The sequence below is a fragment of the Winogradskyella sp. PG-2 genome (assembly GCF_000828715.1).
In the GTDB taxonomy this organism is placed as follows: Bacteria; Bacteroidota; Bacteroidia; order Flavobacteriales; family Flavobacteriaceae; genus Winogradskyella.
On the sequence record NZ_AP014583.1, the window covers coordinates 3,489,336 to 3,514,362 of the forward strand.

Below are 25,027 nucleotides of genomic sequence, written 5' to 3' on the forward strand. Positions count from 1 at the left end.
CCAAATTGTATATAAACTTATTAAAATCAACTAAAATGAAAACTGGAATTCTTTTAATTTCAATATTAGCGATTGTAATGTCTACATCATGTGCATCTAGAAAAAACATAGTATATTTTCAAGATGAACCTTTAGAAGAAGGTGTTTTAATGTCTGAGCCCAAACAACTTTTATATAAGCCAGATGATATTTTAACTATTAATGTATCTGCATTAGACCCAGATACTGTAAAACCTTTTAATTTACCTGTTATAACAAATAATACAACTAGTCTAACTAGTGCTCAAGGGCAACTGCAAATTCAAACTTATTTAGTTGATTACGATGGCAATATAGAGTTTCCCGTTTTAGGTACAATTAAAGTAGAAGGATTAACAAGAACAGAGCTTACATCTTTTCTGGTAGAAAAAATCAGTACTATGGTAAATGACCCTATCGTAAATGTGCGTTTAGCAAACTTTACAATAACTATAATTGGTGAAGTTTCTAACCCAGGAACATTTACTATACAAGATGAAAGAATTACATTGTTAGAAGCTTTAGGACTTGCCAATGATTTAACCATTTATGGTCAACGCAAAAATGTAAAGTTAATTAGAGAGGTTAATGGTGAAAAGAAATTTGCTTATGTCGATTTAACATCAGTAAACGTTGTAAATTCACCAGTTTATTATTTACAGCAGAATGATGTAATTTATGTAGAGCCAAACAATGCAAAAGTGCGTTCATCTACTTACAATCAAAACAACGGTGTCTTAATTTCAGCCGTAGGTACTTTAACTACAATTTTAGCTGTGTTTTTAATCAAATAAAAAGTTATATCAATAATTATCTTTTATGGAACCTAAGTCCAAATCAACTTCTAATGAAATACGACAACATGTAGAGTTAATACTTTCACATTGGAAATCATTATTATTATGCCTCTTAGTTGCTGTTCTTCTCGGATTTACCTATTTACGCTATGCAACAAATATTTATAGTGCTAGCACAACAATAAAAATTCAAGATGAAAAACAATCGCAGAAATTGCCTAGTATTCAAGAAATTTCTAGTGATGGACTTTTCTCTGATGGTACTAATAAAATAAAAGATGAAATTGAAATTATAAAGTCGAGAACTTTAATTGAAAATGTTGTAAAAAACTTAAAATTAAATATCAGATGTTTTGCGGTAGGAAGCATCAAAGAAAATGAAATTTATCGAAACCCGCCTATAAAAGTAAGTTTTTTTAATAGTGATTCCGTTATTAATAAAATAGACACCACATTACATATTAAAGTAAAATCTACAACCGAATTCTTAGCTTTTAAAGACGAAGGTAAATCTCTAATTGATCGAAATGATTCTGAAGGTAAATCTTATGATTTTGGGGCTAAAATTGAAACTAGCTTTGGAGGTATTACTTTAACTCCAGGTACAGGTAAACATGCACCAGTTGTTGGTAGCAATTTGAAAATAGTGATCTCTTCAGTAAGTAGTATGGTTAATTCTTATCAAAGAAGTATTGCTTTATCTACCGAAACAGGCTCTAGTATAGTTAAATTAGAATTAAAAGAGACAAACTCTCATAAAGCAGTAGATATTTTAAATGAGTTAGTTAATGAATATAACAAAGATGTTTTGTTTGACAAGGAAGCTGTTATTAAAGTAACATCAGATTTTATAACAAAAAGATTAGAAGCTGTTTCGCAAGAATTAGAAAAAGTTGAAGGTACTGCTGAGCAATTACAAAAAAGTAGAAATATCACATCATTAGGAACCCAAACAGACCTTAATCTTCAAAGTGAAAAGAATTTACAAAATGAAATTTTAAAGACTTCTAACAACATACAGTTAATTTCTTACCTCCAAGAAGAGTTAGACGCAGATGAAAGGATGAGTGATATGTTACCTTCAGATCTTGGTATAGGAGATTCTAACACTGCTCAGGTGATAACTAGTCATAACGAACTTGTTGCTCAGCGCGATAGAATCTTAAGAAATTCTAGTGAATCAAATCCTGTTGTAATACAACTTAACAATCAAATAAATTCTTTAAAATCTAATCTTAGAGCATCATTAATTAACATAAAGCAAACGTCTAATTTAACGCTAAACAGTCTAAATAAAGAAAATGCCCGTGTGAGAGGACGTCTTTATACAGCACCCACAAAAGCAAGAGAAATTAGAGGTATAGAAAGACAACAAGGAATTAAAGAATCACTTTTTCTATACTTATTAGAAAAAAGAGAAGAGTCTGCCATTAGTTTAGGAATGTATTCCCCAAGCGCAAAAATAATTGATCGTGCCTATTCATCTCATAAACCTATTGCGCCTACTGGGATGATTATTTATCTAGCATCAATATTGTTTGGTTTGGGTTTACCAATTGGCCTAATATATGTTTCAGACATGTTAGACACTAAACTCTATAGAAAAGAGGATTTAGTAAATATTTTAGATATACCTTATCTTGGTGATATTCCTAAAACATCAAAAAAACAAAAATTAGTTAAAAAGGTAGATTACTCGCCAATGGCAGAGGCCTATAGAATCATAAGGTCTAATATAGATTTTATGATGAAAGGTGTAAAGGGTAAACCTAAAAAATTATTTATTACCTCTACAAAAGCACAAGAAGGCAAATCTCATACGAGTACTAATTTAGCCTCTTCTATTTCTTTCTCAGAGAAATCTGTTTTATTGATAGAAATGGATATTAGGGTTCCGAAAATAATGAAATATCTTGGACTTAAGGATAAAACTGAAAAAGGTTTAACTGATTATATTATAGATGATTCTATAAAACCGGAAGATGTAGTTGTTAAACATCCAGACAATGAGTTTCTAGACATTATACCTTCGGGTACAATTCCTCCTAATCCTTCTGAATTATTGATGAGTGATCGTGTTGAGCAACTCTTTAATTATTTTAACAATAAGTACGACTACATTATAGCAGATACATCTGCAGTAGGTTTAGTTAGTGATACGCTTCTGATATCAAAATATGCAGATATGTTTATTTATGTTGTAAGTGCAGATGGTGTAGATGGAAGGCAATTAGGACATGTAGCGCAGACTTTATTTGATGAAAAACGCTTACCAAACATGACTATGTTACTCAACGGTGTAAAAGTAGGAAAGAAAGGTTATGGTTATGGTTATGGTTATGGTTATGGTGAAAACCCAGGAAAGAAAAAGAAATGGTATAATTTCTTTTCTTAAAAAACACTAACAGAAATAATAGATTTATAAATGCCTTATCAATTGATCAGGCATTTATAATTTACGACGTTTTTTTTCAGTCTTTAATAACGATAACTCTCTGTTTGTTTGTCCAGCTACAGAGGTGTTTTCTTCCGCTCGCCTTATTAAATATGGCATCACGTCTTTTACAGGACCAAAAGGAATATACTTTGCTACATTATAACCTTCTTCGGCTAAATTAAAGCTTATATGATCACTCATACCATATAGTTGACCAAACCATACATTATTATCTTGTTTGGCAATTTTATATTCTTCCATAAGCTCCATTGCTAAATAACAACTTGCTTCATTATGTGTACCAATAAAAATAGATATGTCATTTAAATTTTTTAGAATATAACTTAGAGCAGCATCAAAATTTTCATCTGTTGCCTTTTTATTTTCGCAAATAGGGGATTTGTATCTCTTCTCCTCTGCTCTATTTCGTTCTTTCTCCATATAGGCTCCTCTCACGATCTTCATCCCAATCTTAAAACCATCTTCTTTTGCACGTTTATGCAATTCTTTTAAATAAGTAAGGCGATCCCATCTGTAAGTTTGCAACGTATTATATACAATTGTTTTATCTGTATTGTAAACTCGCATCATATCTTCTACCAATTCATCAGCTGCTGTCTGCATCCAGCTTTCTTCACCATCAATCAAGACTTCAACATCTTTTTCTTTAGCAAGTTTACAAACAGCATCAAATCTTCCTACTATTCTGTCCCACTCTTGCTGCTCATCTTCGGTAAAATCCACTCCTTCTGTCTTTTTTTGATATAAATAAAAGCGTCCGAAGCCAGTTGGTTTAAATACAACTATTGGCATAGCTTCCTTCTCATCACAAAAACGGATAATTTTTAATATTTTCTCTAAAGCACTATCAAACTGATCTTTTGTCTCCTTCCCTTCTACAGAATAATCTAAAACCGAACTCACTTTTTCTGTGTACAAATTATCAATAACAGATAGGCAATCATCTTCACTAACTCCACCACAGAAATGATCAAAAACTGTTGAGCGAATTAGCCCCTCTACTGGTAAATTAGCTTTGAGTGCAAAATTAGTTGCAGCAGTCCCTATGCGCACTAAAGGCTGAGATGATATCATTTTAAACAAAAAATAGGCACGTTCTAATTCAGAATCTGATTTTAAAGTAAATGCAGTGGCTGTATTTTCAAAAAGTGAGTGATCTATCATGAAATAAAGATTTGATTGCAAATATATTTATTATGTAGGTTATTTTTTTCTAAAAAAAGGAAGTATTTTCACACCATTAAATTAGATACTTCTGAGATGAACTCTATTTCTACTAAAAATTCGGTGGTTTACTTTAATTCTGATGTCTACACCGAACTCAATAATTATATAAAAACGGCTAACCCGTCTAAGATTTTTGTTTTAGTTGATACCAATACTCATGATGATTGTTTACCACAATTTTTAGAACGCCTAGAATCTAATGAAATCATTGTTGAAGTTATGGAAATGCCAAATGGCGAAGACCATAAGACTATTGATATTTGTATGGGAGTTTGGGAAGCTTTATCAGAATATCATGCTGATCGGAAAAGTTTATTGATAAACTTAGGTGGTGGAGTTGTTACAGATTTGGGCGGATTTGTAGCTAGTACTTACATGAGAGGCATTGCTTATATCAATATGCCAACCACCTTATTAGCAATGGTTGATGCTTCTGTAGGAGGAAAAACCGGTGTAGATTTAGGAGCATTAAAAAATCAAGTTGGGGTTATTAATGAAGGTGTTATGGTAGGTGTTGATACATCTTTTCTAGGAACATTACCACAGAACGAAATGGTATCTGGCTTTGCAGAAATGCTAAAACATGGGCTAATATATGATAAAAACTATTGGCACACACTTACACATCTTGAAAACTTAGATGTTTCAGATTTAGATCGTTTAATTTATGATTCGGTAGTAATTAAGAACAAAGTAGTAACTGAAGATCCAAGAGAACAAGGTTTAAGAAAGATTCTAAATTTCGGACATACATTAGGACATGCAATTGAAAGTTATTTCTTAGAGCATGCGGGAAAAACAACATTATTGCATGGTGAAGCTATTGCTATCGGAATGATCTTAGAGGCCTATTTGTCTACAAAAATTTGTGGATTGAATTCTGGAGAATTAGAAGAAATAACCGAAGGTATTTTAAAAACCTTTTCTAAAATACCAATAGAAAAATCAGATCAAGACATCATTATTAAATTATTAATACATGATAAAAAGAACAGTCATGGAGTAGTTAAGTTTGTACTTCTTGAAGCAATTGGTACTCCAAAAATAGACTGTGTTGTTAGTAATGAGTTTATTTTAGAAGCCTTTGAATATTATTCTAAAGATATCGCTCTTTAATTAATTGATTATGATGATTTTCATGACCTGTTATAATATAACCTAAAGCTCTAACAGAAATTGGAAAGCCGCTTGCCTCACCCAAATACTCTAAAGTTTCTGAATTAAAACTCTTATAGAGTGAAATTGTTGCCTGTCTTACTGTTATATACTCCTCTAATAGACTATCTAAAGTTCTATATTTAGTATTTCCATTAATGACATAATCATCTTGTTCAAATCCAGTTAAAGGTGTTTTATCGTATCTTCCTATCCGCAATGCTCTATAAGCGAAAATACGTTCAGTATCTATAACATGAAGCAAAACATCTTTTACCGTCCACTTTCCCTCAGCATACGCATAATCGTGCTTATCACTACGTATGCTAGAGTAAAATTCTACTACGGTTTCTAAATTTTTCTCTAATCCCTCAACAATATCATCATTGGTAGCATTATCTATATAAGCCTTATAATAAGAATTGTATTCGGTGTGGTTTAAGTTATGTGAAATCATATAATCGAAATTAAACAAAAAACCCTTAGAACAAACTAAGGGTTTAAATATGATATAAATTATTGAATTTATAATTCATTAAAAATTGTATGCATTAAACGTTTTTTATCGTTAATACTTTCTTCCAAAGAAATCATTGTCTCTGTTCTATATACACCTTCAATATCATCTAGCATAAAAATTATTTCTTTTGCATGCATTGTGTCTTGGGCTCTAATCTTACAGAAGATATTAAACTTACCTGTTGTGATATGTGCTACTGTAACATAAGGTATATCATTAATACGCTCTAAAACAAATTTAGTTTGAGATGTATTTTGAAGAAAAACACCTACATAAGCAATAAATGAATAACCAAGTTTTTTATAATCTAAAGTTAAAGACGAACCTCTAATGATACCTGCTTCTTCCATTTTCTTTACTCGTACATGAACTGTACCTGCAGAAATCAATAATTTTTTTGCAATATCTGTAAAAGGAATACGCGTATTATCGATAAGCATATCTAGAATTTGATGATCTACTTCGTCTAATTTGAATTTTGCCATAATTGAATAATCTTTATTATATACGCAAAAATAGAAGATTTTTATTGACAATTACGCATTTTGATTGAATTATTTTAAGGAAATAGCAACATTTTCTTATTATTCACTAATACGAAATCGATTTCGTTACCGACCTCTAACTCAAAATTACCCTCAGATTCAACTAAAAACCCTTTTGCATCAATTTCATTATGTCCATAAAATTTATCTAATTTTGAAATTGACTCAATAACAGGTAGAAACTGCAATCTATTATCTTTTAGAATTTCTTTATATTGAATTGCAATGGCTTTAAGGTTTGAATCGTTTTCAGAAATTTTTGAATTTCTTATTATAATGTCATAAAAAGATTTAGTGTTTTCAGGAATTTTGAAATAATCTTCATAATTAGACATATTTAATCCTTTAGAAATGGTATCTAATCCTTTAATGAGTGCCAAAAAGATAAAGCGCCTCACATCTTCTCTATTATAATCATTAGGATAATGGCCAGCTTCAAACAATATAGTTGGGACACCAAAATTTTGAAATGTATCACCAACACAATTCAAATTAAACCCGTCATCATAACGGCCAATTCCTTTAGGTAACTCTGATTGTAACAACTCATTAATCTCAGTAATAACAGTCATTGCTTCTTTTCTATTTGGTGTTACAGTTCGTTTTTCGTCCTGAGCAGGCGATAAAAACGACAAGGTTGCAGAAATACCAGAATTACCAGCACCAAAAATAGTACGCTGACCATGTAGATTAAAACAATAATCAGGCAAAAAATTGTTATAAACTTCTCGTAGTACTTTGCTTTCTGGCTGAGATAAGTCTTGTGCATCTCTGTTTAAATCAATAGTATTTGAATTAACACGTGTATATCGCTCAGCTCCGTCTGGGTTTAAAATTGGAATTATATATAATGTACACGCTTCTAAAATTGAATTTGGAATGGTATTATTAGTCAGAAATAAATTAAAACAATCAAAAAGTGCTTTTGTTGTTGTCGATTCATTACCATGCATTTGTGACCATAATAATATTTTAATTGGACCATGCCCAAATTCAAAACTATAAATTGGTCGGTTCTCTACAGAATAACCTATAGTAGAAATCAATGATTTCGGAATTTTTTTTAAGCACTTTTCAATGTGTGAATTGGTAATATAACGACCAAATAATTGTGGTGTTTTAACTAAAGAATAAATACTATTTAAATGCTCTAAATTCATTTTAACTTTTATAGTGCTACAAATGTAATCATTTGATAATTTACATTTGTAAACATAATTTAAACACTGTTTCGTTACAATGTTATACAAACAACCACATATCTATCATACTTAAAATTCTAATAACTGAAAAATATGTAATGCAACTAAATTAATGAATTTAAATAATTATATTTCAGATATTTAACTACACTAATCTAACTATAACTTTATATATTTTTTATTTATTACCAACCAAATAGCTATAATGTTTATACGATTGTTTACTTTTGTAACGTTATTTAATCAAAATAGCAGTTTACAATGATAAACTCGAGTGAATTTACTATACGTCTGCAAAAAGTCATAGATTTTTACAGTGAAACGGCTTCAAGTTTTGCTGAAAAAATTGGTGTGCAGCGTTCTAGTATTTCTCATATTTTAAGCGGTAGAAATAAACCGAGTTTAGACTTTGTAATGAAGGTACTTCACTCCTATCCAGAAGTTGAGTTGTATTGGCTAATGAATGGCAAAGGGACTTTTCCAAGTGAAGTAAAACTATCTAAATCTCCAAATTCCAATTTCACAAAGCCAACTATAGATGAAAAAATCAATTTATCTGAATCAAATTCAGGAATTGAAAAGATTGTTATCTTTTATAAAGATGGAACTTTTAAGGATTATAAACCTTAAATATTATCTCGCTATTCTTATTTTTGTACAAAGAATTACAATGAAGGTCTATTTTTCTGTTTTTGTTTTGTTGTTACTAACAAGTTGCTATGAAGTTGAACGGGATTGTTCAGATTATAAAACTGGTACGTTTCAATTTAATTATACCATTGATGGTGTTGATAAAACAGGCAAATTTGTTAGAACAGAATCATTAAACATTGATTATTACGAAGGAAAAGTAGATTCGTCTTCAGTACGCTGGATTAATGATTGTGAGTTTATCCTAAAAAAACTCAATCCAAAACGTATGGCAGAGAAAGATGCTATACATATGAAAATCTTATCCACCGCAAGTAATTCTTACACCTTTGAGTACAAACTCGCAGTTAAAAAAGACAATAAGCCTATACACATAGAAAAAGGCATTGCGACAAAGATTGATTAATTTTTATGTTAGATTTTTTATTGACATCAGATGCTATTATGGCATTGATTACATTGACTTTCTTAGAGATTATTCTCGGTATAGATAATATTGTGTTTATATCTATTGCGGCTAATAAACTTCCCGAACATCAACGTAGTAAGGCTACAAACATAGGATTATTACTTGCCATGATACAACGGATTGTTTTACTCTTTTTTGTGTCGTTTTTAGTTAGCCTTAGTGAGCCTTTTTATTCATTTGAATCTAGCTGGTTAAATTTAGCTATAAGTTGGCAAGCCATTATTTTATTTGCAGGTGGTTTATTCTTGATTTATAAAAGCACATCCGAAATAAGAGAAAAGGTAGAAAGCCCTTCTCATGATGAAGAAGGAGTTAAATCAAAGGTCATAAAATCTTTATCGCAGGCTATTACTCAAATCTTAATCATTGACTTTATTTTCTCAGTAGATTCAATCCTTACTGCTGTTGGTATGACTAATGGTTTGCATCCAAATAATAATTACACACTTATACTTATGATAATTGCTGTTATTATTTCTATCGCTGTAATGATAGGGTTTGCAAATAAAATCAGAAAGTTTATAGACCAAAATCCAAGTATGCAAATTCTAGGATTGGCTTTTTTAATATTAATTGGTTTTATGCTAATTACTGAAGCTGCTCATCTTGCAGAAACAGAACTATTCAATAAAACCATAGGAGCTATTCCTAAAGGTTATCTCTATTTCGCTATCGCGTTTTCATTATTTGTTGAGTTTTTAAATTCTTCAACTAGAAAGAAGAAAAAATAATTCTTCTAGTTATAATATTTCACGAATCAAAGCCCAACTAATAAAGGTTTAAATTTCTTAATATTCTATTGTGAGTTTATGATTTAGAGATTAGCTGTATAACGTTGTTTTTTACCCACTTAACTAAAAACATAAGACTTTTTAGGAATTGCGAAATTGGTTTTGCTATCTTTCGCCAGATTGAAATGTTTTAATTAGAACCCAAATCTTTAAAATATAAGTAATGCTATTTAATTCAATAGACTTTGCAGTTTTCCTACCTGTAGTTTTTATATTCTATTGGTTTTGCTGCCAAAAGAATTTAAAACTTCAGAATTTACTAATCGTTGCCGCTAGTTATTTATTCTATGGCTGGTGGGATTGGCGTTTTTTATCCCTAATTATATTTAGTACCATTGTAGATTATTCAATTGGTGTTGCGCTCTCTAAAGAAGACAGTCAAAAGAAAAGAAAACTCTTTCTGTGGCTAAGTATCCTGGTAAACTTAGGATTTCTAGGCTTTTTTAAATATTATAACTTCTTTTTAGATAACCTAATTACTGCATTTACATTCTTTGGTACCGAATTACAGGCAAGTTCTTTAAAAGTTATATTACCCGTTGGTATTAGCTTCTACACGTTTCAAACCTTAAGCTACACAATTGATGTGTACAGAAAAAAACTAACTCCAACAAAGGATTTTATAGCATTTTCTGCTTTCGTTAGTTTCTTTCCACAATTAGTTGCTGGGCCTATTGAACGTGCTACAAATTTATTGCCTCAGTTTTATACGAAGCGTAAATTTGAGTACAATAAGGCTGTCGATGGACTTCGTCAAATACTTTGGGGACTGTTTAAGAAAGTTGTGATTGCAGACAACTGTGCAGAATTTGCAAATGAATTTTTTAATAACCATACCGAATATGGTGGTAGTGGTTTGCTACTTGGTGCTTTGTTTTTTACATTTCAAATTTATGGTGATTTCTCTGGCTATTCTGATATTGCAATTGGTACATCTCGTCTATTTGGTTTTAATCTAAAACAAAATTTCGCTTTCCCATATTTCTCAAGAGATATTGCGGAATTTTGGAGACGATGGCACATGTCATTATCTACATGGTTTAGAGATTACTTATATATCCCATTAGGAGGAAGTAAAGGTGGAACATCAATGAAGATTAGAAATACCTTTATAATCTTTATTGTCAGTGGTTTTTGGCACGGCTCTAATTGGACATTTATTGTTTGGGGAGCACTAAACGCCATTTATTTTTTACCATTATTATTAGCAAATAGAAATAGATCTAACATAGGTGTTGTTGCTGAAGGCCGATTACTACCCTCTATTAAAGACTTTTTAAATATTATTTCAACCTTTCTACTTACTGTATTAGCTTGGGTGTTTTTTAGAGCAGATTCCGTAGGCCATGCAATAGATTATTTAATTGGTATTTTTTCTAAAAGCTTATTCTCTATTCCAGAATTTAATAATAGAACACACGCTGTTGAAGTTTTACTACTGATAGGTTTTTTAATGTTTATTGAATGGCTCGGAAGAGATTCGCAATACGGTATTGAAAAATTAGGCCTTAAATGGAATAGAAATTTAAGAATGGTTTTTTATATAGGTATTATCTGTTTAATCTTCTTATTCATTGGCAAAGAACAAGAATTCATTTATTTCCAGTTTTAATATGAAGGGGTTTATTAAAAAAATTATCGCATTTCTAGCCTTAGCTATAATCGCTTTAGTGGCTATAGTATTGAGTTCTAATTATATTGTAAAGTCTAAGTCAACTTTTAATATTGATAAAGACATAACTAATTTATTTATTGGTCATTCACATTCTGTATGCTCAGTGAATGACTCTATTTTTAAAAATAGCATCAATCTATCTGCTTCTGGAGAAGCTTATTTCTACAATTATCAAAAACTAAAGTTAGTGTTAGACGCTAATAAACAAATCGAAACTTTGTTTATAGAATTTGCAAATAATCAAGTAGATAGTGTAATGGACGACTGGACTTGGGGTTATGAAAAAATGTCATATTACTTACCATTTTACAGCCCTTTTATGGAGTCTGATGACTTTAATTTATTACTAGATCACAATTCTACAGATTTATTTGCTAGCTACTCTATTGCAACCAGAAAACACTTATATCGCATACTTAGTGGCGACTATGATTTGGTAAATGATGTTGGTAGCTTTGAACCTTCTATGCTCAGTAAAGTAGATGAATTAATCGCAAAAAAGGATTTTAATCCTACACTATCTAAGAACCTATCACTTTCAAAAACTAATCTTAGTTATCTGAGAAAAATGATAGATCTCTGTAAAGCAAATAATATAAAAGTTTTTCTTATTAGAAGTCCACAACATCCACTCTATGCAGATTTAAAAAATGAAAGTGTTTATAAAGATGTATTAAAAACACAATTCAATGATGTTGAATTATTTGATTTTGATGCTATGGAATTTCCCAATAGTCATTATTTAGATTTACATCATCTTAATTATAATGGTGCTAATGAATTTAGCACACTTTTCAATAACTTATTAGAAAACAATCTACTAAACTCACCTAGAAAACAACGAATTATTGATTCAAGTATTAAGGCATTTAACGAAAATTAAACTTAGCCTTTAGTTAATATTATTGTCAATAAAATGTTTGAGATTTAATGCGAAAATTAGAAAAGACTAGCTTGGCCTTTATCGTCTACACCTGAATCATCATCTTCATTAGATTTTGAATCAGCTGAAGTCTTAGTATCGTCTTTACTTGAGGTGTTTTCAGTAGTAATATCTGCTTCAACAGTTTGTTCATCAACAACTTCTAAATCATCAGCATGTACTTCCTCAGGTGCTTCATAAGGCAATGAATCCAATAAACTAACTTGATTAATTTTATCTTTAGTTAATTGATTTCCAAGAGCATTAATCCCTTTAACTGCAATAAACTCTTCAAGATTAACTTCCATGTTTGGCTTACGATCTTTGCCTCGTTCTTTTTTAAATTCAACATCAGCCATAGGCCTCCAATCTGTAGAAACAATTTCTAATTGTGAATTAGAGTGACCAGAAATAAAAGATTCTTCTTTGCCTTCTTGTTCAATTAAAAAACGTTTTACATAGTAGCGTTCCTTTTCACCATCATAATAAATTGCAGAAATTGGCTTTTTAGGAATCCACTTTTCTAGCACAATCATATCACTATCAAAATGAGTAGTCATTTCTGGTATTATAGTTTTTACTATACCAGACTGTGTTATTATTAATAATCGATCTTCACCTCTGAACTCACCTATCAATTCACCGCGATCATCAACATTAAGACGTTGCACAGTATCATCAAACCATATTTTGCGTGGTTTTAATGTCGATACTCCTTTTTCTTTTAATTCTATACGCTTTATCGAATGCTTAGTAACTAGGTTACCTTTTGAAGCTCTTCCTTTGATAAGGATATCCGCAAAGTCTAAATCCCATTTTAATTTTTTAACACTACCAACCTGTCGCAACATTATAGATACCACCTCAGCTTCACCATTTGGATTTGCAGAAAAATACCATAACACTGAACTCTTACTTCCGTTAGTTAAATCGTATTCACGATCTCTAGTCATACTAGTAACCGCAAAACGTTTCACATAAGAAGGTCCTCCTCTACCATCACGGTAAATCATATTGTAAACTGTACGCTTATCCTTTTTCTTAAATACAGCCACGTGAATAATATTTTTGCCAATAAAGGTTTTAGAACCCACTTTGGTGACCATCATTTTACCTTCTTTGGTAAAGACAATAATATCATCAATATCACTACAGTCACAAACATACTCATCTCTACGTAATGATGTTCCTATAAAGCCTTCTTCTCTATTAACATAGAGTTTGGTGTTTCTAATCACCACTTTTGTAGCATCCACATCCTCGAAAACTCTAATTTCTGTTTTACGCTCTTTACCTTCACCATAATCCTTTTTCAATCTTTCAAAATATGCAATCGCATAATCAATAAGATTTGCTAAGTGATGTTTCACCTCAGCGATTTGATCTTCTAAAGCATCAATTTTTTGTTGAGCTTTATCAATATCGAATTTAGAAATACGCTTAATTCTAATTTCTGTTAAACGTGTAATATCTTCAACTGTAATAGCACGTTTTAAATGCTTCACATGTGGCTTAAGTCCTTTATCTATAGCATTAATAACGCCTTCCCATGTTTCTTCTTCTTCAATATCACGATAGATTCTATTTTCAATAAAGATACGTTCAAGTGAAGCAAAATGCCACTGCTCTTCGTACTCTCCAAGTTTTATTTCTAGCTCACTTTTTAAGAGTTGAACTGTATTGTCAGTAGAACGACGTAACATCTCAGTAACACCAACAAAGAAAGGTTTGTTATCTTCAATAACACAACCTAATGGAGAAATAGATGTTTCGCAATTTGTAAATGCATAAAGTGCATCAATAGTTTTATCTGGTGATAAGCCAGAAGGCAAATGAATCAATATCTCCACCTTAGCAGCTGTATTGTCTTCAATCTTCTTAATCTTAATTTTACCTTTATCATTAGCCTTTAAGATAGAATCTATTAAAGACGAGGTTGTAGTTGCGAATGGTATTTCTGTAATAACTAAACTGTTTTTATCGCGTTGGGATATTTTAGCCCTAACACGCACTTTTCCACCTCGTAAACCGTCATTGTAATTGGTGAAATCTGCAATACCTGCTGTTGGAAAATCTGGTAATATAGTAAAACGTTTTCCTTTTAAATGCTTAACAGAAGCATCTATTAGTTCTATAAAGTTATGTGGTAAAATCTTTGTAGACAATCCTACTGCAATACCCTCCCCACCTTGGGCTAACAATAACGGAAACATCACAGGAAGATTTATTGGTTCTTTACGTCGACCATCATAAGACGCTTGCCATTCTGTAATCTTTGGATTGTAAACCACATCCAAAGCAAACTTAGATAATCGTGCTTCAATATATCTCGATGCTGCTGCTCTATCACCTGTTAAAATATTTCCCCAATTCCCTTGGGTATCAATCAGTAAATCTTTCTGACCAATTTGCACCATAGCGTCAGCAATACTTGCGTCACCATGCGGATGGTATTGCATAGTATGACCGACGATATTCGCTACTTTATTGTAACGTCCATCATCTAAATCTTTCATAGAATGCATAATACGACGCTGAACAGGTTTAAAGCCATCTTCTATCGCAGGTACAGCACGTTCTAAGATAACGTAAGAAGCGTAATCTAAAAACCAATCTTTATACATTCCGGTAACCTTAGTAATTGTTTCTTGGTTACCTGAATCTTCATTTAACAACTCTTCATGTTCTTCTGACATCTACTTTGCTTGTTTACGCTTTCTATTTTCTTTAATTGTCTTACTCAACGATTGTTTTACATATTTCAACTTCTTTGGTTTTAGAAGTGTAACATTAAAACGTTCTTTATGTTTTTTTCCATCATAACTCTTAACTAATACAACCAAGGATTTATAAAGTATATAGTTATTGATTTTAAACCCAGTGAGTTGATGACGAGAGAATTCTATTTTATTCTCTCTGTAATTGATATATTCCGTGAGTATCAATCCCTTATTAAGAATAATTATTTTAGCTCCATCACTATCATACTCAAAATAACCAGCGATTGAGTGTACAATTACAAGTAATATAAAAAGCCCTAAAAACACAAAGAAAGTACTATCAACAAACATTTCTAGTGATTTAAAAACTGTTGCTAATAAAATAGCAAAGACTATCAATATAAAATAGATAGAAACAACCGTGTTCTTTACTTTTCTATTATCTGTTCTCATACAGCATCCTCAACAATATCAAGTTCAACTTTAAGATTTTCGATAATGAATTCTTGACGGGTTGGAGTGTTTTTCCCCATGTAAAAAGATAACAACTCTTCAATAGACATATCCTTATCTAGCATTACTGGATCTAAACGAATATCATCTCCTATAAAATGCACAAATTCATCTGGTGAAATTTCACCTAATCCTTTAAATCTTGTAATTTCTGGTTTTGGCTTTAAAGTTTCAATTGCGTTTCGTCGTTCTTCTTCAGAATAACAGTAAATCGTTTCCTTTTTGTTTCTTACTCTAAATAAAGGAGTTTGTAAAATATATAAATGACCTTCTTTTATAACTTCAGGGAAGAATTGTAAAAAGAAAGTGATTAATAATAGTCTAATATGCATACCATCCACATCAGCATCAGTAGCAATAACAACATTGTTATATCGTAAATCTTCTAATGATTCTTCTATATTCAAAGCCGCTTGTAATAAGTTAAACTCTTCATTCTCGTATACAATCTTTTTACTTAAACCATAACAGTTTAAAGGCTTTCCTTTTAAGCTAAAAACCGCTTGAGTATTCACATTACGAGATTTTGTAATACTACCAGATGCTGAATCCCCTTCAGTAATAAATAAAGTCGTATCTAAATAACCATCCTTTTTAGTATCACCAAAGTGTACACGACAATCTCTTAATTTCTTATTATGAAGACTTGCTTTTTTAGCTCTGTCTTTAGCTAACTTTCTAATACCAGATAATTCTTTACGCTCACGTTCGGCTTGAAGAATTTTGCGCTGAATTTTTTCAGCAGAGTCTGGATTTTTATGTAAAAAATTATCTAGATAAGTTTTAATAAAATCATTAATATAGGTTCTTACCGTTGGTAAATCACCTCCCATATCTGTAGAACCCAATTTTGTCTTTGTCTGACTCTCAAAAACAGGTTCCATAACCTTTATAGCTATTGCTGACACTACAGATTTCCTAATATCTGAAGCATCATAAGTCTTTCCGAAAAATTCTCTAACCGTTCTCACTAAAGACTCCCTAAATGCCGCTAAATGCGTTCCACCTTGTGTAGTGTTTTGCCCATTAACAAATGAATGGTATTCTTCACTATACTGAGTTTTACTGTGTGTTATTGCAATTTCTATGTCATTCCCTTTTAGATGAATAATAGGATAAAGCATATCTGACTCTTTTATGTTTTCAGATAGTAGATCCTTTAAACCATTTTCACTAAAATATTTTTCACCATTAAAAACTATTGTTAAACCAGGATTTAGATACACATAGTTTTTGAGCATCTTAACGATATACTCATTTCTATATTTATATTTTTTGAAGATAATTTCATCTGGAATAAAACTAACCTTGGTTCCTTTTCTTCTAGAAGTATCATCCAATAATTCTTGGTTAGTAAGATTTCCTTGTTCAAATTCTGCAGAAGCCGATCGTCCATCTCTTGTAGACTCTACTCTAAAATAAGATGATAATGCATTTACTGCTTTTGTGCCAACACCATTTAAACCTACTGACTTCTTAAAAGCTTTAGAATCGTACTTACCACCAGTATTCATCTTAGACACAACATCTACAACCTTTCCTAACGGAATACCACGACCATAATCTCTAACAATAATACGTTCACCTTGTACTGAGATTTCAATGGTTTTACCAGCTCCCATAACGTACTCATCAATTGAGTTATCTAAAACTTCTTTGAGTAAGATATAAATACCATCATCTGGAGACGAACCATCTCCTAACTTTCCGATATACATACCAGGGCGCATTCGGATGTGTTCTTTCCAATCGAGTGAGCGTATATTATCTTCAGTATAGTTAGACTGTGCTGCCATGCGTTTTTAGGACAAAATTTTTGATAGAACGCTAATATAAGACTATACCTTAAAAAATGAAATATTGAATTAGTAAAGTAATTAACAATAATAGACCGAAAATGTTGAGAACATTGACTGTCAATATATTTAGCATTCAAAAAGATATATATGCTTACGTTTTCTTACTTTTTGAAACCAATAATATTCCTAAAATCACCACAATGGTTCCAATCATTTGTAACAGCGTTAAACTTTCATTCAAAAATACAACAGCAAGGATAATTGTTGAAATCGGTCCAATACCAGCAACAACAGCAAAGTTAGATGAACTAATTATCTTAATAGATATTGATACTAAAAATGAAGGAATAACAGTTGCAAAAACAGCGATACCAAGACCAAGTGCATAGACTTGCCAAGGAAAATTAAAAATATCTACTCTAGAAAAAATCCCGTAATGTATAAATACACAGATACAAGAGACCAGCATAGCATAAGCTGTAAATCGCATCACTCCAAACTTAGGAATTAACCAACCGCTACCTACTAAATAAGACGCGTAAGTAATAGCACTTAACAATACAAAAAATCCACCTAAATAGGCGTTACTCCCAGAAACAGAAACTTCACTTCCAAAGGTTATTACAGTACCTATATATGTAATGAAAATAGCCAGTTTTTGCATATTAGTAATTGCCTTTTTCAGAAACAACTTATTAAATAGCAATACAATAGTTGGATAAATAAAAAGAATAATACGCTCTAAACTTGCTTTGATATAAGTTAAACCTACAAAGTCAAAATAACTCGCTAAATAATAACCAACAAAACCAAAAAAGAACAACCAAAGGTAATCTTGTTGCTTTGTAACTTCTTTCTTTTCGTTTCTATAGAAATAGGCAATTACAATATAAAACGGAAAAGCAAATAACATTCTTAACAGCAACATACTCAACGCATCTATGTTATAGCAATATGCTAGCTTTACCATTACGGCTTTAGAGGAAAATAGAACGATGCCTAAAATACCGATTAAAACCCCATAAATGAAAGTGTGCTTAGATTTCATATCACGAAATTAAAACGGATTGTTTTTATCTGAAAATTGTGAGTTCAAGAATTACGATGTTCAAGCTTGGTTATTTGTTCTGCTTTAATTCTTAGATACTCATTTCTAGTCTCTAATAAGTTAGTCATGTATCTTTTTAGAAAAAGAACATTTGCTAATTTCCCTAAGACACCAAAAGGAGATTGAAAATGAAATTTATCAATCATTAAAGTTGAATCATTTTTAACTTGAAAAATATGCTCGTGCTTAAAGAATTTAAAAGCACCTGAAACTATTCGTCCACAAAATAATTTGGACTTTCAAATACAGCAATCTTTGAAGTTAATTTTTGAGTAATCCCAAAGTGTTTAGCTTCCCACGTGACCCACTCATCTAATTCTATTAAGCCCGAAGTCTTGCCTGCAATAGCTTTTTCGTTTAAATGTACTAAAGACTCTTGGTGGAAATCAATATTACGAGATAAATCGAAACAGGTTTTTAAATCTGCTTTAATTAGGGTTTTGATTTCAATGGTTGGCATATCCCATTTTTTTAGGATTAAAAACTTTTAAGTGTAAAACCAAAAGTCAAAAACTGATCTTGCTCTTTTTGATTTTCAATGACAATACTTTCGTACATACGAAGATAATTAATCTTAAAGCTGAGAAATTTCCATAACGGAAATTCTGCACTTAAGTCTGTTCGCCAGCGATAATTACTACTCTGCGACAATGAAGGTTGAAAATAACTTTCGTGCTTTAAAATCACTTTTTTACCGAATAGCTCATATTTACCGTTAATCCAAAGCGTCCCTCGGAGCGTATTAATAGTTTTACTACCATTAAAATCGGTATTATTAAATACACTACGTTTAAAATCGGTTTCCTCATATTCAAAAGTTAATGAAACTTTAAGCCAATGTTCTTTTTGCTTAATGATTTGATAAGTTGCACCAGCACCCAATAAATAGCGAAAATCAATTTCTCTACGAAAATTTGTGCTTATAAAACCTAATATTTGCGTATAAAATCTACGTTCTGGATTGAAGTATAAAAAATTAAGACTTAAAAAATCTGAATCCGCCTTTTCTTTACCAAATTCTTGATAGACATAAGAATTCGTGTTTTTAAACACCCATTTTTCCCAAGGTTTAACACTAAAATCAGTTCGTCCTCTTAGTATTAAAGTTTCAACATTGCCATCTTGCCACAAACCAGTTAAGGATAAATTGGCTTTAATCGCTAAAGAATCACTTTCATTGATTTGTGCTGAAACAAAAATCGGAAAAATTAAAAAGTAATAGATTGCTTTTTTCATTCTACCCCATTTTACAGTTAAAAAGTATTACTGTAAGAATCAATTACACATTAAACAAAAAATGCATCACATCGCCATCTTTAACCACGTAATTCTTCCCTTCTACGCGCATTTTACCAGCTTCTTTCACTTTAGCTTCACTTCCGTATTCAACATAATCATCGTAAGCTATAACCTCAGCTCTAATAAACCCTTTTTCGAAATCGGTATGGATGACTCCTGCAGCTTGTGGTCCTGTGGCACCAACATTAACTGTCCAAGCTCTTACTTCTTTCACACCAGCAGTGAAATAGGTTTGTTGATTAAGTAATTTATATGCAGAACGAATTAATTTCGCTGAACCTGGTTCTTCTAAACCTATATCTTGCAAGAACATTTGTCGTTCTTCGTAATCGTCTAGCTCATTAATATCTGCCTCTGTACCAACCGCTAAAACTAAAACTTCAGCGTTTTCGTCTTTTACTGTCTCACGTACTTTTTCTACGTAGTCATTACCAGTTGTAGCCGCACCTTCATCTACATTACACACATACATCACTGGCTTATCAGTAATAAACTGAGAAGGTTTTATATAATCTGCATAATCTTCATCAGAGAATTCTATTGCTCTTACTGAAACTCCAGCTTCTAGACTTTCCTTTATTTTATTAAGAACTGCTGCTTCTTTCTGTGCTTCTTTATTTCCTGTTTTTGCAGCACGCTTTACTTTGTCTAACTTCTTCTCTGCTGTTTCTAAATCTTTAAGTTGCAGCTCCATATCAATAGTTTCCTTATCTCTAATAGGATCTACAGAACCATCTACATGGACTATATTCTCATTATCAAAACAACGTAACACATGTAATATTGCATCAGTTTCTCTAATATTAGCTAAGAACTGGTTTCCTAATCCTTCACCTTTAGAGGCACCTTTTACTAAACCAGCAATATCCACGATTTCTACCGTTGCTGGTAATACTTTTTCTGGGTTGACTAATGCTTCTAACTTCTGTAATCTTGGATCTGGTACGTTTACCACACCAATATTAGGTTCTATGGTACAAAACGGAAAGTTAGCACTTTGCGCTTTGGCATTAGATAAACAGTTAAATAAGGTTGATTTTCCTACGTTTGGTAATCCTACAATTCCGGCTTTCATGTAAAGTTATTTTTGCGAGTGCAAATGTAATTAATTAGTAGAAATGTTTAGTTTAAAGTTTTTAAAAAAATGAAACGTGATTTATAATTGCGCTTAACACTTTAGATTATGTCAGTTAGTATTCACTATATCATTTGTTAAGGGAAGTTAGTTCTTATAAGATAAAAAGTCAAAATCGAGATCTGCATAATTTAGTCGTCCTTAAGATACTTCCTCAAATAATCATCAGAATAATCAGTTTCTAGTTCTACCCAAATTGGCAAATGGTCAGACATTTCATGAGTAGTCCAACCTCTGTAGGATTTAGAAAAGTTTTTATAAGGATCTTTATCATATTTTGCTCTAACTTCTGTGACTATGTCCTCGTAATGGTCCAGTTGGGCTTGTAAATCTAATCTAGTCATACCCAGTTTTTTTTCACTATCTGTAAAAGGTACAGCTTCATCTATAGGGTGTGGCCCAAAAACAGAATACCGCCAATCAAATTTATTATGACGCAGTAATCTTGTCTTTCTGGTAGCCTTACCTTTTACTGTAAATGCAATTTGATCAAACCACATATCACCTTTCATATTAGTAGGTCCAAACTCAGGTACTGTTAGGCCCGAATCTTTTAATGCTTTCATTATAATACCGTCTTTGCTTTCAATATTCATATCACCTTGAAAGATATGAACCTGATCTTCTTTTTTAGAACGTCCTACCAGAGCTTTTGAAATTGCTTTTATCTCTTTAGCTCTCAAATTAAGGTCATTTCCAAAAATGATATGAGCGGAGCATAAGGAGAACTTAAACCAACCTGCTTGAAATGATGCAAAAAACGGTGATCTAGCTACCTGTTTACCAGCTACAAGATCTTCTTTTGATAGTACAATTTCGCCAATTAAGTTTCTAAAAAAACTTTGTTTTTATTGTATAAAAAAGCCATTCGCTCTGTATTTCCACCCTCGTGTGTTGATACATCTGAGACAAAATAATCCCAATTTGGCCCTAAAAGTTTTACTAAACGCCTTAATGGCCAAAGATCAGATTTTATTTCTTGTATATCACAAATATCAAAATGATCAATAATTTCTGCTATTTAATGGTAACTCTCATCTAATCTCGGCATTCCACCATCAAAAGCTCTAATATTCCATGATCCAATAATTAGTGAATTAGATTTGCGTCCATCACCAATTTTTTCTTTTAGATCGTGTCTTAATGTTAATAATCTTGAAGATATCCAATTTTGCTTATTTACATAAATTGGATCGTTCACATAGTCCTTTAAATCTCTATAAAATGCCTTAATAATTTTTTGATTAGTTATTTAAAATATTCAGTAACTAGTATCTAAGTAATTGTCTTCCACAAGGTATATTATTAGAGTACATGATACAATACGTAGAACTACGTATATTTCTAAAATACAGCATATTAATTATTTCAAATAAGCGTTATTTGTATCACAAATTTTTTTAAGATAATTTTAAGATTAATGCATTTATCATAAAAATCTAGAATAATAAAGTTCACATTATCAATTTTTTTTGCATTTAAACAATTTTTTAGACTGTTATTAATGGTTTAATCTTAAATTTGCTTTAGAAATACAAAAGTATGTTATGGACAAAAGTTTTAGTTAAACTACTCTTTTTAAATTGCATACTTCTTTTTTCTAAAAACCCCAAAGACGATATAATTTATATCACAAAAAAACTTAACAGTTATGCATAAGACATCTTCTTTAAAAGCTACAAGTGCCTTGCCTACAGATATAGCAAAAGACCTTTACAAAGTAGCAATAGCAAATAGAAACGAAACAGAGAATTTACGAAGACTAGCACCAGTAGTAGTTGAAGAACTCAAAAAATCTCAATTGTTTCGACAAGGATTACCTAAATTTCTAGGTGGATGGGAAGACAATCCAGTAGAAGTATTGAAAACCTACGAAATACTAGCAAGTGCAGAAGCTTCTGTAGCTTGGAGTGTATGGAATAATCATTTAGCTTGTACGTTCGGTCGCTTTTTAGACGAAGAAAGCATGAGAGAAATCTTTAAAGATCCTTCTCACATATATGCCAACTCAGCAAGACCAGAGGGTTTTGCAGAAATTGTTCCCGGTGGATACAATATAAATGGACGTTGGACTTTAGTATCTGGATGCGAATTATCTGATTGGTTTGCTTTAAGATGTCTTGTTACAGGTGGTGACCTTCCTAAAACTTTAGGTCCAGGTGCTAAACTAAAATTATTCTTCATTCCTAAATCAGAGATCAATATCATTGATACTTGGAGTGTTGGAGGTTTAAGGGGTACAGGAAGTCATGACATAGAAATAAAAGATACGTTTGTAAATGAAAAATACGCTATAGATTTTCAAAGCCCAGTAGCTATTGATAATGCATACAGTCGTTTACCAATAGGATGCTTAAATTCTGCCGGAAATGCCGCCATTGCATTAGGTATACTAAAATCTGCAACTGATGATTTAGTGAAAATATGTTTTGAACGTATTACACCAGGTAAAAGTCCAGATTTAAGAGATAGGTTGACTGTACAAACCGCTGTAGCAAAAAGCAAATCATTATTAAATGCTTCACGAAAAGAACTACATGGGGCAGTTGATACTATCTGGAATGCATCAGTTAATGGAGAAACATACACTGATGAGCAATTAGCTGATGTTTGGGCAGCTTCAGTGCAATCTGCTGCTTCTGCTAGAGCAATGTTAACTGAAATATATGCAGCAGCAGGTACAGTATCATTGTACACAAAATCTCATATTGAAAGAGCACATAGAGATATTCATGCAGTATTACAACATGGGATTATTCAACCACATTGGTTAAATCAAGCTGGAATGGCTTATTTAGGAATTAAGCCTACTGGTGCAATGTTTAGAATATAATTGATTCATTTTTAGCAAAGTAAGTCGTAAAACAAAAAGTAATTGTTACGCTGAGGTTTGCAATACAATAAAAACAATAAAATAGGTATAAAACTATTTTGTTAAATAATAAAATCTTTTATTTAGATTTATATAATAATTAGCTATTAAAGTTACAATAAATGATTGAGGTTATTAAAGATAAAAAAGATTGGAATGAGCAATTAGCATTAGTTGAGCATTTTGATTTTTATCATACTTATGATTACCATCATCTTTCAAAAACAGATGACGAAAGTCCTGTTCTTGTAAAATATACTGACAACGGCACAAGTTTAATGATTCCATTATTAATACGTTCTATTGAAAATTCAGATTACAAGGATGCGACATCAGTTTATGGATATGCCGGTGTTTTAGCTTTAAATATAGATGAAGCTTTTGAAAAAGAGAATTTTCATAAAGAGCTGAATACTTTTTTTAAAACAGAAAAAATTATTTCGGTCTTCTCTAGACTTCATCCTTATTTTGAAGAAGAAGAAGGATTTCTTGAAGGACTAGGATCAATTACAACATTAGGAAAGGTAGTCTACGTAGATTTAAGTGAACCTATTGACATTCAAAGACAAAAGTATAGTCGAAGACTTAAGACTTATGTCAATAAAGCTAATAAGTCTTGTACTGTAATAAAAGGGAATATAGAAGATCATCTTGAAACTTTTATAGAGCTTTATCATGAAAACATGAAGCGTGTAAATGCAGATGAAAATTACTTTTTCAGTAATGATTATTATAAACGGATTCTTTCGAGTAGTGATTTAAATTCAGAATTATTACTTTGTAAGCATAATGAAACTGAAGAGATCATTGCTGCAGCTATCTTTATAAAAACTGGTAATATTGTGCAATATCATTTATCTGGTCTTAGTGAAAATTATATGGATTTAAATCCTATTAAGCTTATTATCGACAAAGAACGTATTAAATCTACTGAAGAAGGTTATGAATTTTTTAATCTAGGAGGTGGAAGAGGTAGTGAAGAAGATTCACTTTTTAAATTCAAAAGCAGTTTCTCAAAAAGTGTGAAAGAGTTTAAAATTTGGAAGCACATAGTAAGCGAAGATATATACAAAACCCTTTCAGAGAAGCACTTAAAAGCTGGTATAGAAACTAATTTTTTCCCTGCATATCGAGCAAAACAAACCGTATAA

Annotated in this window: 23 protein-coding genes; 10 read left to right on the forward strand and 13 right to left on the reverse strand. The window is 31.4% G+C overall.

The features are described from left to right. Positions 1–35: 35 nt before the first annotated feature. Positions 36–812 carry a polysaccharide biosynthesis/export family protein gene (locus WPG_RS15660; protein WP_045474388.1) on the forward strand — a complete coding sequence of 259 codons (777 nt, stop codon included), beginning with the start codon at positions 36–38 and terminating at the stop codon, positions 810–812. Positions 813–837: 25 nt separating this feature from the next. After that, a complete protein-coding gene (locus tag WPG_RS15665; protein WP_045474391.1) occupies positions 838–3,210 on the forward strand; it encodes a GumC family protein in 2,373 nt (790 codons plus the stop codon). Positions 3,211–3,264: 54 nt separating this feature from the next. Here the strand turns inward: WPG_RS15665 and WPG_RS15670 are convergent, their stop codons facing one another. Next, positions 3,265–4,437, reverse strand: coding sequence for a proline dehydrogenase family protein (locus WPG_RS15670; RefSeq protein WP_045474394.1), 1,173 nt, complete (start codon positions 4,435–4,437; stop codon positions 3,265–3,267). Positions 4,438–4,533: 96 nt separating this feature from the next. Here WPG_RS15670 and aroB point away from each other — a divergent pair, with 96 nt between their 5' ends. Then, positions 4,534–5,616, forward strand: coding sequence for a 3-dehydroquinate synthase (aroB, locus tag WPG_RS15675; protein WP_045474396.1), 1,083 nt, complete (start codon positions 4,534–4,536; stop codon positions 5,614–5,616). On the opposite strand, the gene WPG_RS15680 is transcribed toward aroB, so the two are convergent. The 3 genes from WPG_RS15680 to WPG_RS15690 form a co-directional block, all read right to left on the reverse strand. Next, positions 5,597–6,112: a DinB family protein gene (locus WPG_RS15680; protein WP_045474398.1), complete on the reverse strand. Its 516-nt coding sequence runs from the start codon at positions 6,110–6,112 to the stop codon at positions 5,597–5,599. The two genes, aroB and WPG_RS15680, sit on opposite strands and share 20 nt — an antisense overlap. A gap of 68 nt (positions 6,113–6,180) precedes the next feature. Continuing rightward, positions 6,181–6,660 carry an Lrp/AsnC family transcriptional regulator gene (locus tag WPG_RS15685; protein WP_045474400.1) on the reverse strand — a complete coding sequence of 160 codons (480 nt, stop codon included), beginning with the start codon at positions 6,658–6,660 and terminating at the stop codon, positions 6,181–6,183. Between the two features lie 74 nt (positions 6,661–6,734). After that, positions 6,735–7,880: a M14 metallopeptidase family protein gene (locus WPG_RS15690; RefSeq protein WP_045474402.1), complete on the reverse strand. Its 1,146-nt coding sequence runs from the start codon at positions 7,878–7,880 to the stop codon at positions 6,735–6,737. Positions 7,881–8,183: 303 nt separating this feature from the next. Here WPG_RS15690 and WPG_RS15695 point away from each other — a divergent pair, with 303 nt between their 5' ends. From WPG_RS15695 to WPG_RS15715, 5 genes are all read left to right on the forward strand, one after another. Continuing rightward, positions 8,184–8,552: a helix-turn-helix domain-containing protein gene (locus WPG_RS15695; RefSeq protein WP_045474404.1), complete on the forward strand. Its 369-nt coding sequence runs from the start codon at positions 8,184–8,186 to the stop codon at positions 8,550–8,552. 40 nt (positions 8,553–8,592) lie between these two features. Further along, positions 8,593–8,979: a hypothetical protein gene (locus WPG_RS15700; RefSeq protein WP_045475705.1), complete on the forward strand. Its 387-nt coding sequence runs from the start codon at positions 8,593–8,595 to the stop codon at positions 8,977–8,979. Between the two features lie 5 nt (positions 8,980–8,984). Beyond that, on the forward strand, positions 8,985–9,773 hold the full coding sequence (locus tag WPG_RS15705) for a TerC family protein (RefSeq protein ID WP_045474406.1): 789 nt from the start codon (positions 8,985–8,987) through the stop codon (positions 9,771–9,773). A gap of 223 nt (positions 9,774–9,996) precedes the next feature. Continuing rightward, positions 9,997–11,445, forward strand: coding sequence for an MBOAT family O-acyltransferase (locus WPG_RS15710; protein ID WP_045474408.1), 1,449 nt, complete (start codon positions 9,997–9,999; stop codon positions 11,443–11,445). 1 nt (position 11,446) lies between these two features. Next, positions 11,447–12,391 (forward strand): hypothetical protein, encoded by a 945-nt coding sequence (locus WPG_RS15715; RefSeq protein ID WP_045474410.1) that lies wholly within the window; start codon positions 11,447–11,449, stop codon positions 12,389–12,391. A gap of 56 nt (positions 12,392–12,447) precedes the next feature. Here WPG_RS15715 and WPG_RS15720 read toward each other — a convergent pair whose 3' ends face one another. The 9 genes from WPG_RS15720 to WPG_RS15760 all read right to left on the reverse strand — a co-directional run bounded on the left by WPG_RS15720 (position 12,448) and on the right by WPG_RS15760 (position 22,205). Further along, entirely contained in the window at positions 12,448–15,126 is a 2,679-nt protein-coding gene (locus WPG_RS15720; RefSeq protein WP_045474412.1) for a DNA gyrase/topoisomerase IV subunit A, read from the reverse strand. Further along, complete coding sequence (locus tag WPG_RS15725) at positions 15,127–15,603, reverse strand: hypothetical protein (RefSeq protein WP_045474414.1); 477 nt, start codon at positions 15,601–15,603, stop codon at positions 15,127–15,129. Beyond that, positions 15,600–17,459: a DNA topoisomerase IV subunit B gene (locus tag WPG_RS15730; RefSeq protein WP_045474416.1), complete on the reverse strand. Its 1,860-nt coding sequence runs from the start codon at positions 17,457–17,459 to the stop codon at positions 15,600–15,602. The genes WPG_RS15725 and WPG_RS15730 overlap by 4 nt, the downstream gene beginning before the upstream one ends. Positions 17,460–17,613: 154 nt before the next feature. Then, positions 17,614–18,510 (reverse strand): DMT family transporter, encoded by an 897-nt coding sequence (locus tag WPG_RS15735; protein ID WP_045474417.1) that lies wholly within the window; start codon positions 18,508–18,510, stop codon positions 17,614–17,616. A 271-nt stretch (positions 18,511–18,781) separates the two neighbouring features. Next, on the reverse strand, positions 18,782–19,030 hold the full coding sequence (locus tag WPG_RS18905) for an SRPBCC family protein (protein WP_316929955.1): 249 nt from the start codon (positions 19,028–19,030) through the stop codon (positions 18,782–18,784). 17 nt (positions 19,031–19,047) lie between these two features. After that, entirely contained in the window at positions 19,048–19,806 is a 759-nt protein-coding gene (locus WPG_RS15745) for a DUF481 domain-containing protein (RefSeq protein WP_045474419.1), read from the reverse strand. 43 nt (positions 19,807–19,849) lie between these two features. Continuing rightward, entirely contained in the window at positions 19,850–20,944 is a 1,095-nt protein-coding gene (gene ychF, locus WPG_RS15750; protein ID WP_045474422.1) for a redox-regulated ATPase YchF, read from the reverse strand. Between the two features lie 191 nt (positions 20,945–21,135). Beyond that, positions 21,136–21,687 carry a hypothetical protein gene (locus WPG_RS15755; protein ID WP_045474425.1) on the reverse strand — a complete coding sequence of 184 codons (552 nt, stop codon included), beginning with the start codon at positions 21,685–21,687 and terminating at the stop codon, positions 21,136–21,138. A 338-nt stretch (positions 21,688–22,025) separates the two neighbouring features. Then, positions 22,026–22,205: a hypothetical protein gene (locus WPG_RS15760; RefSeq protein WP_045474427.1), complete on the reverse strand. Its 180-nt coding sequence runs from the start codon at positions 22,203–22,205 to the stop codon at positions 22,026–22,028. Between the two features lie 450 nt (positions 22,206–22,655). Between WPG_RS15760 and WPG_RS15765 the strand changes: the two genes are divergently transcribed. Together WPG_RS15765 and WPG_RS15770 are read left to right on the forward strand one after the other, a co-directional pair. Continuing rightward, a complete protein-coding gene (locus WPG_RS15765) occupies positions 22,656–23,837 on the forward strand; it encodes a hypothetical protein (protein ID WP_045474429.1) in 1,182 nt (393 codons plus the stop codon). 161 nt (positions 23,838–23,998) lie between these two features. Next, positions 23,999–25,027 (forward strand): peptidoglycan bridge formation glycyltransferase FemA/FemB family protein, encoded by a 1,029-nt coding sequence (locus WPG_RS15770; protein ID WP_045474431.1) that lies wholly within the window; start codon positions 23,999–24,001, stop codon positions 25,025–25,027.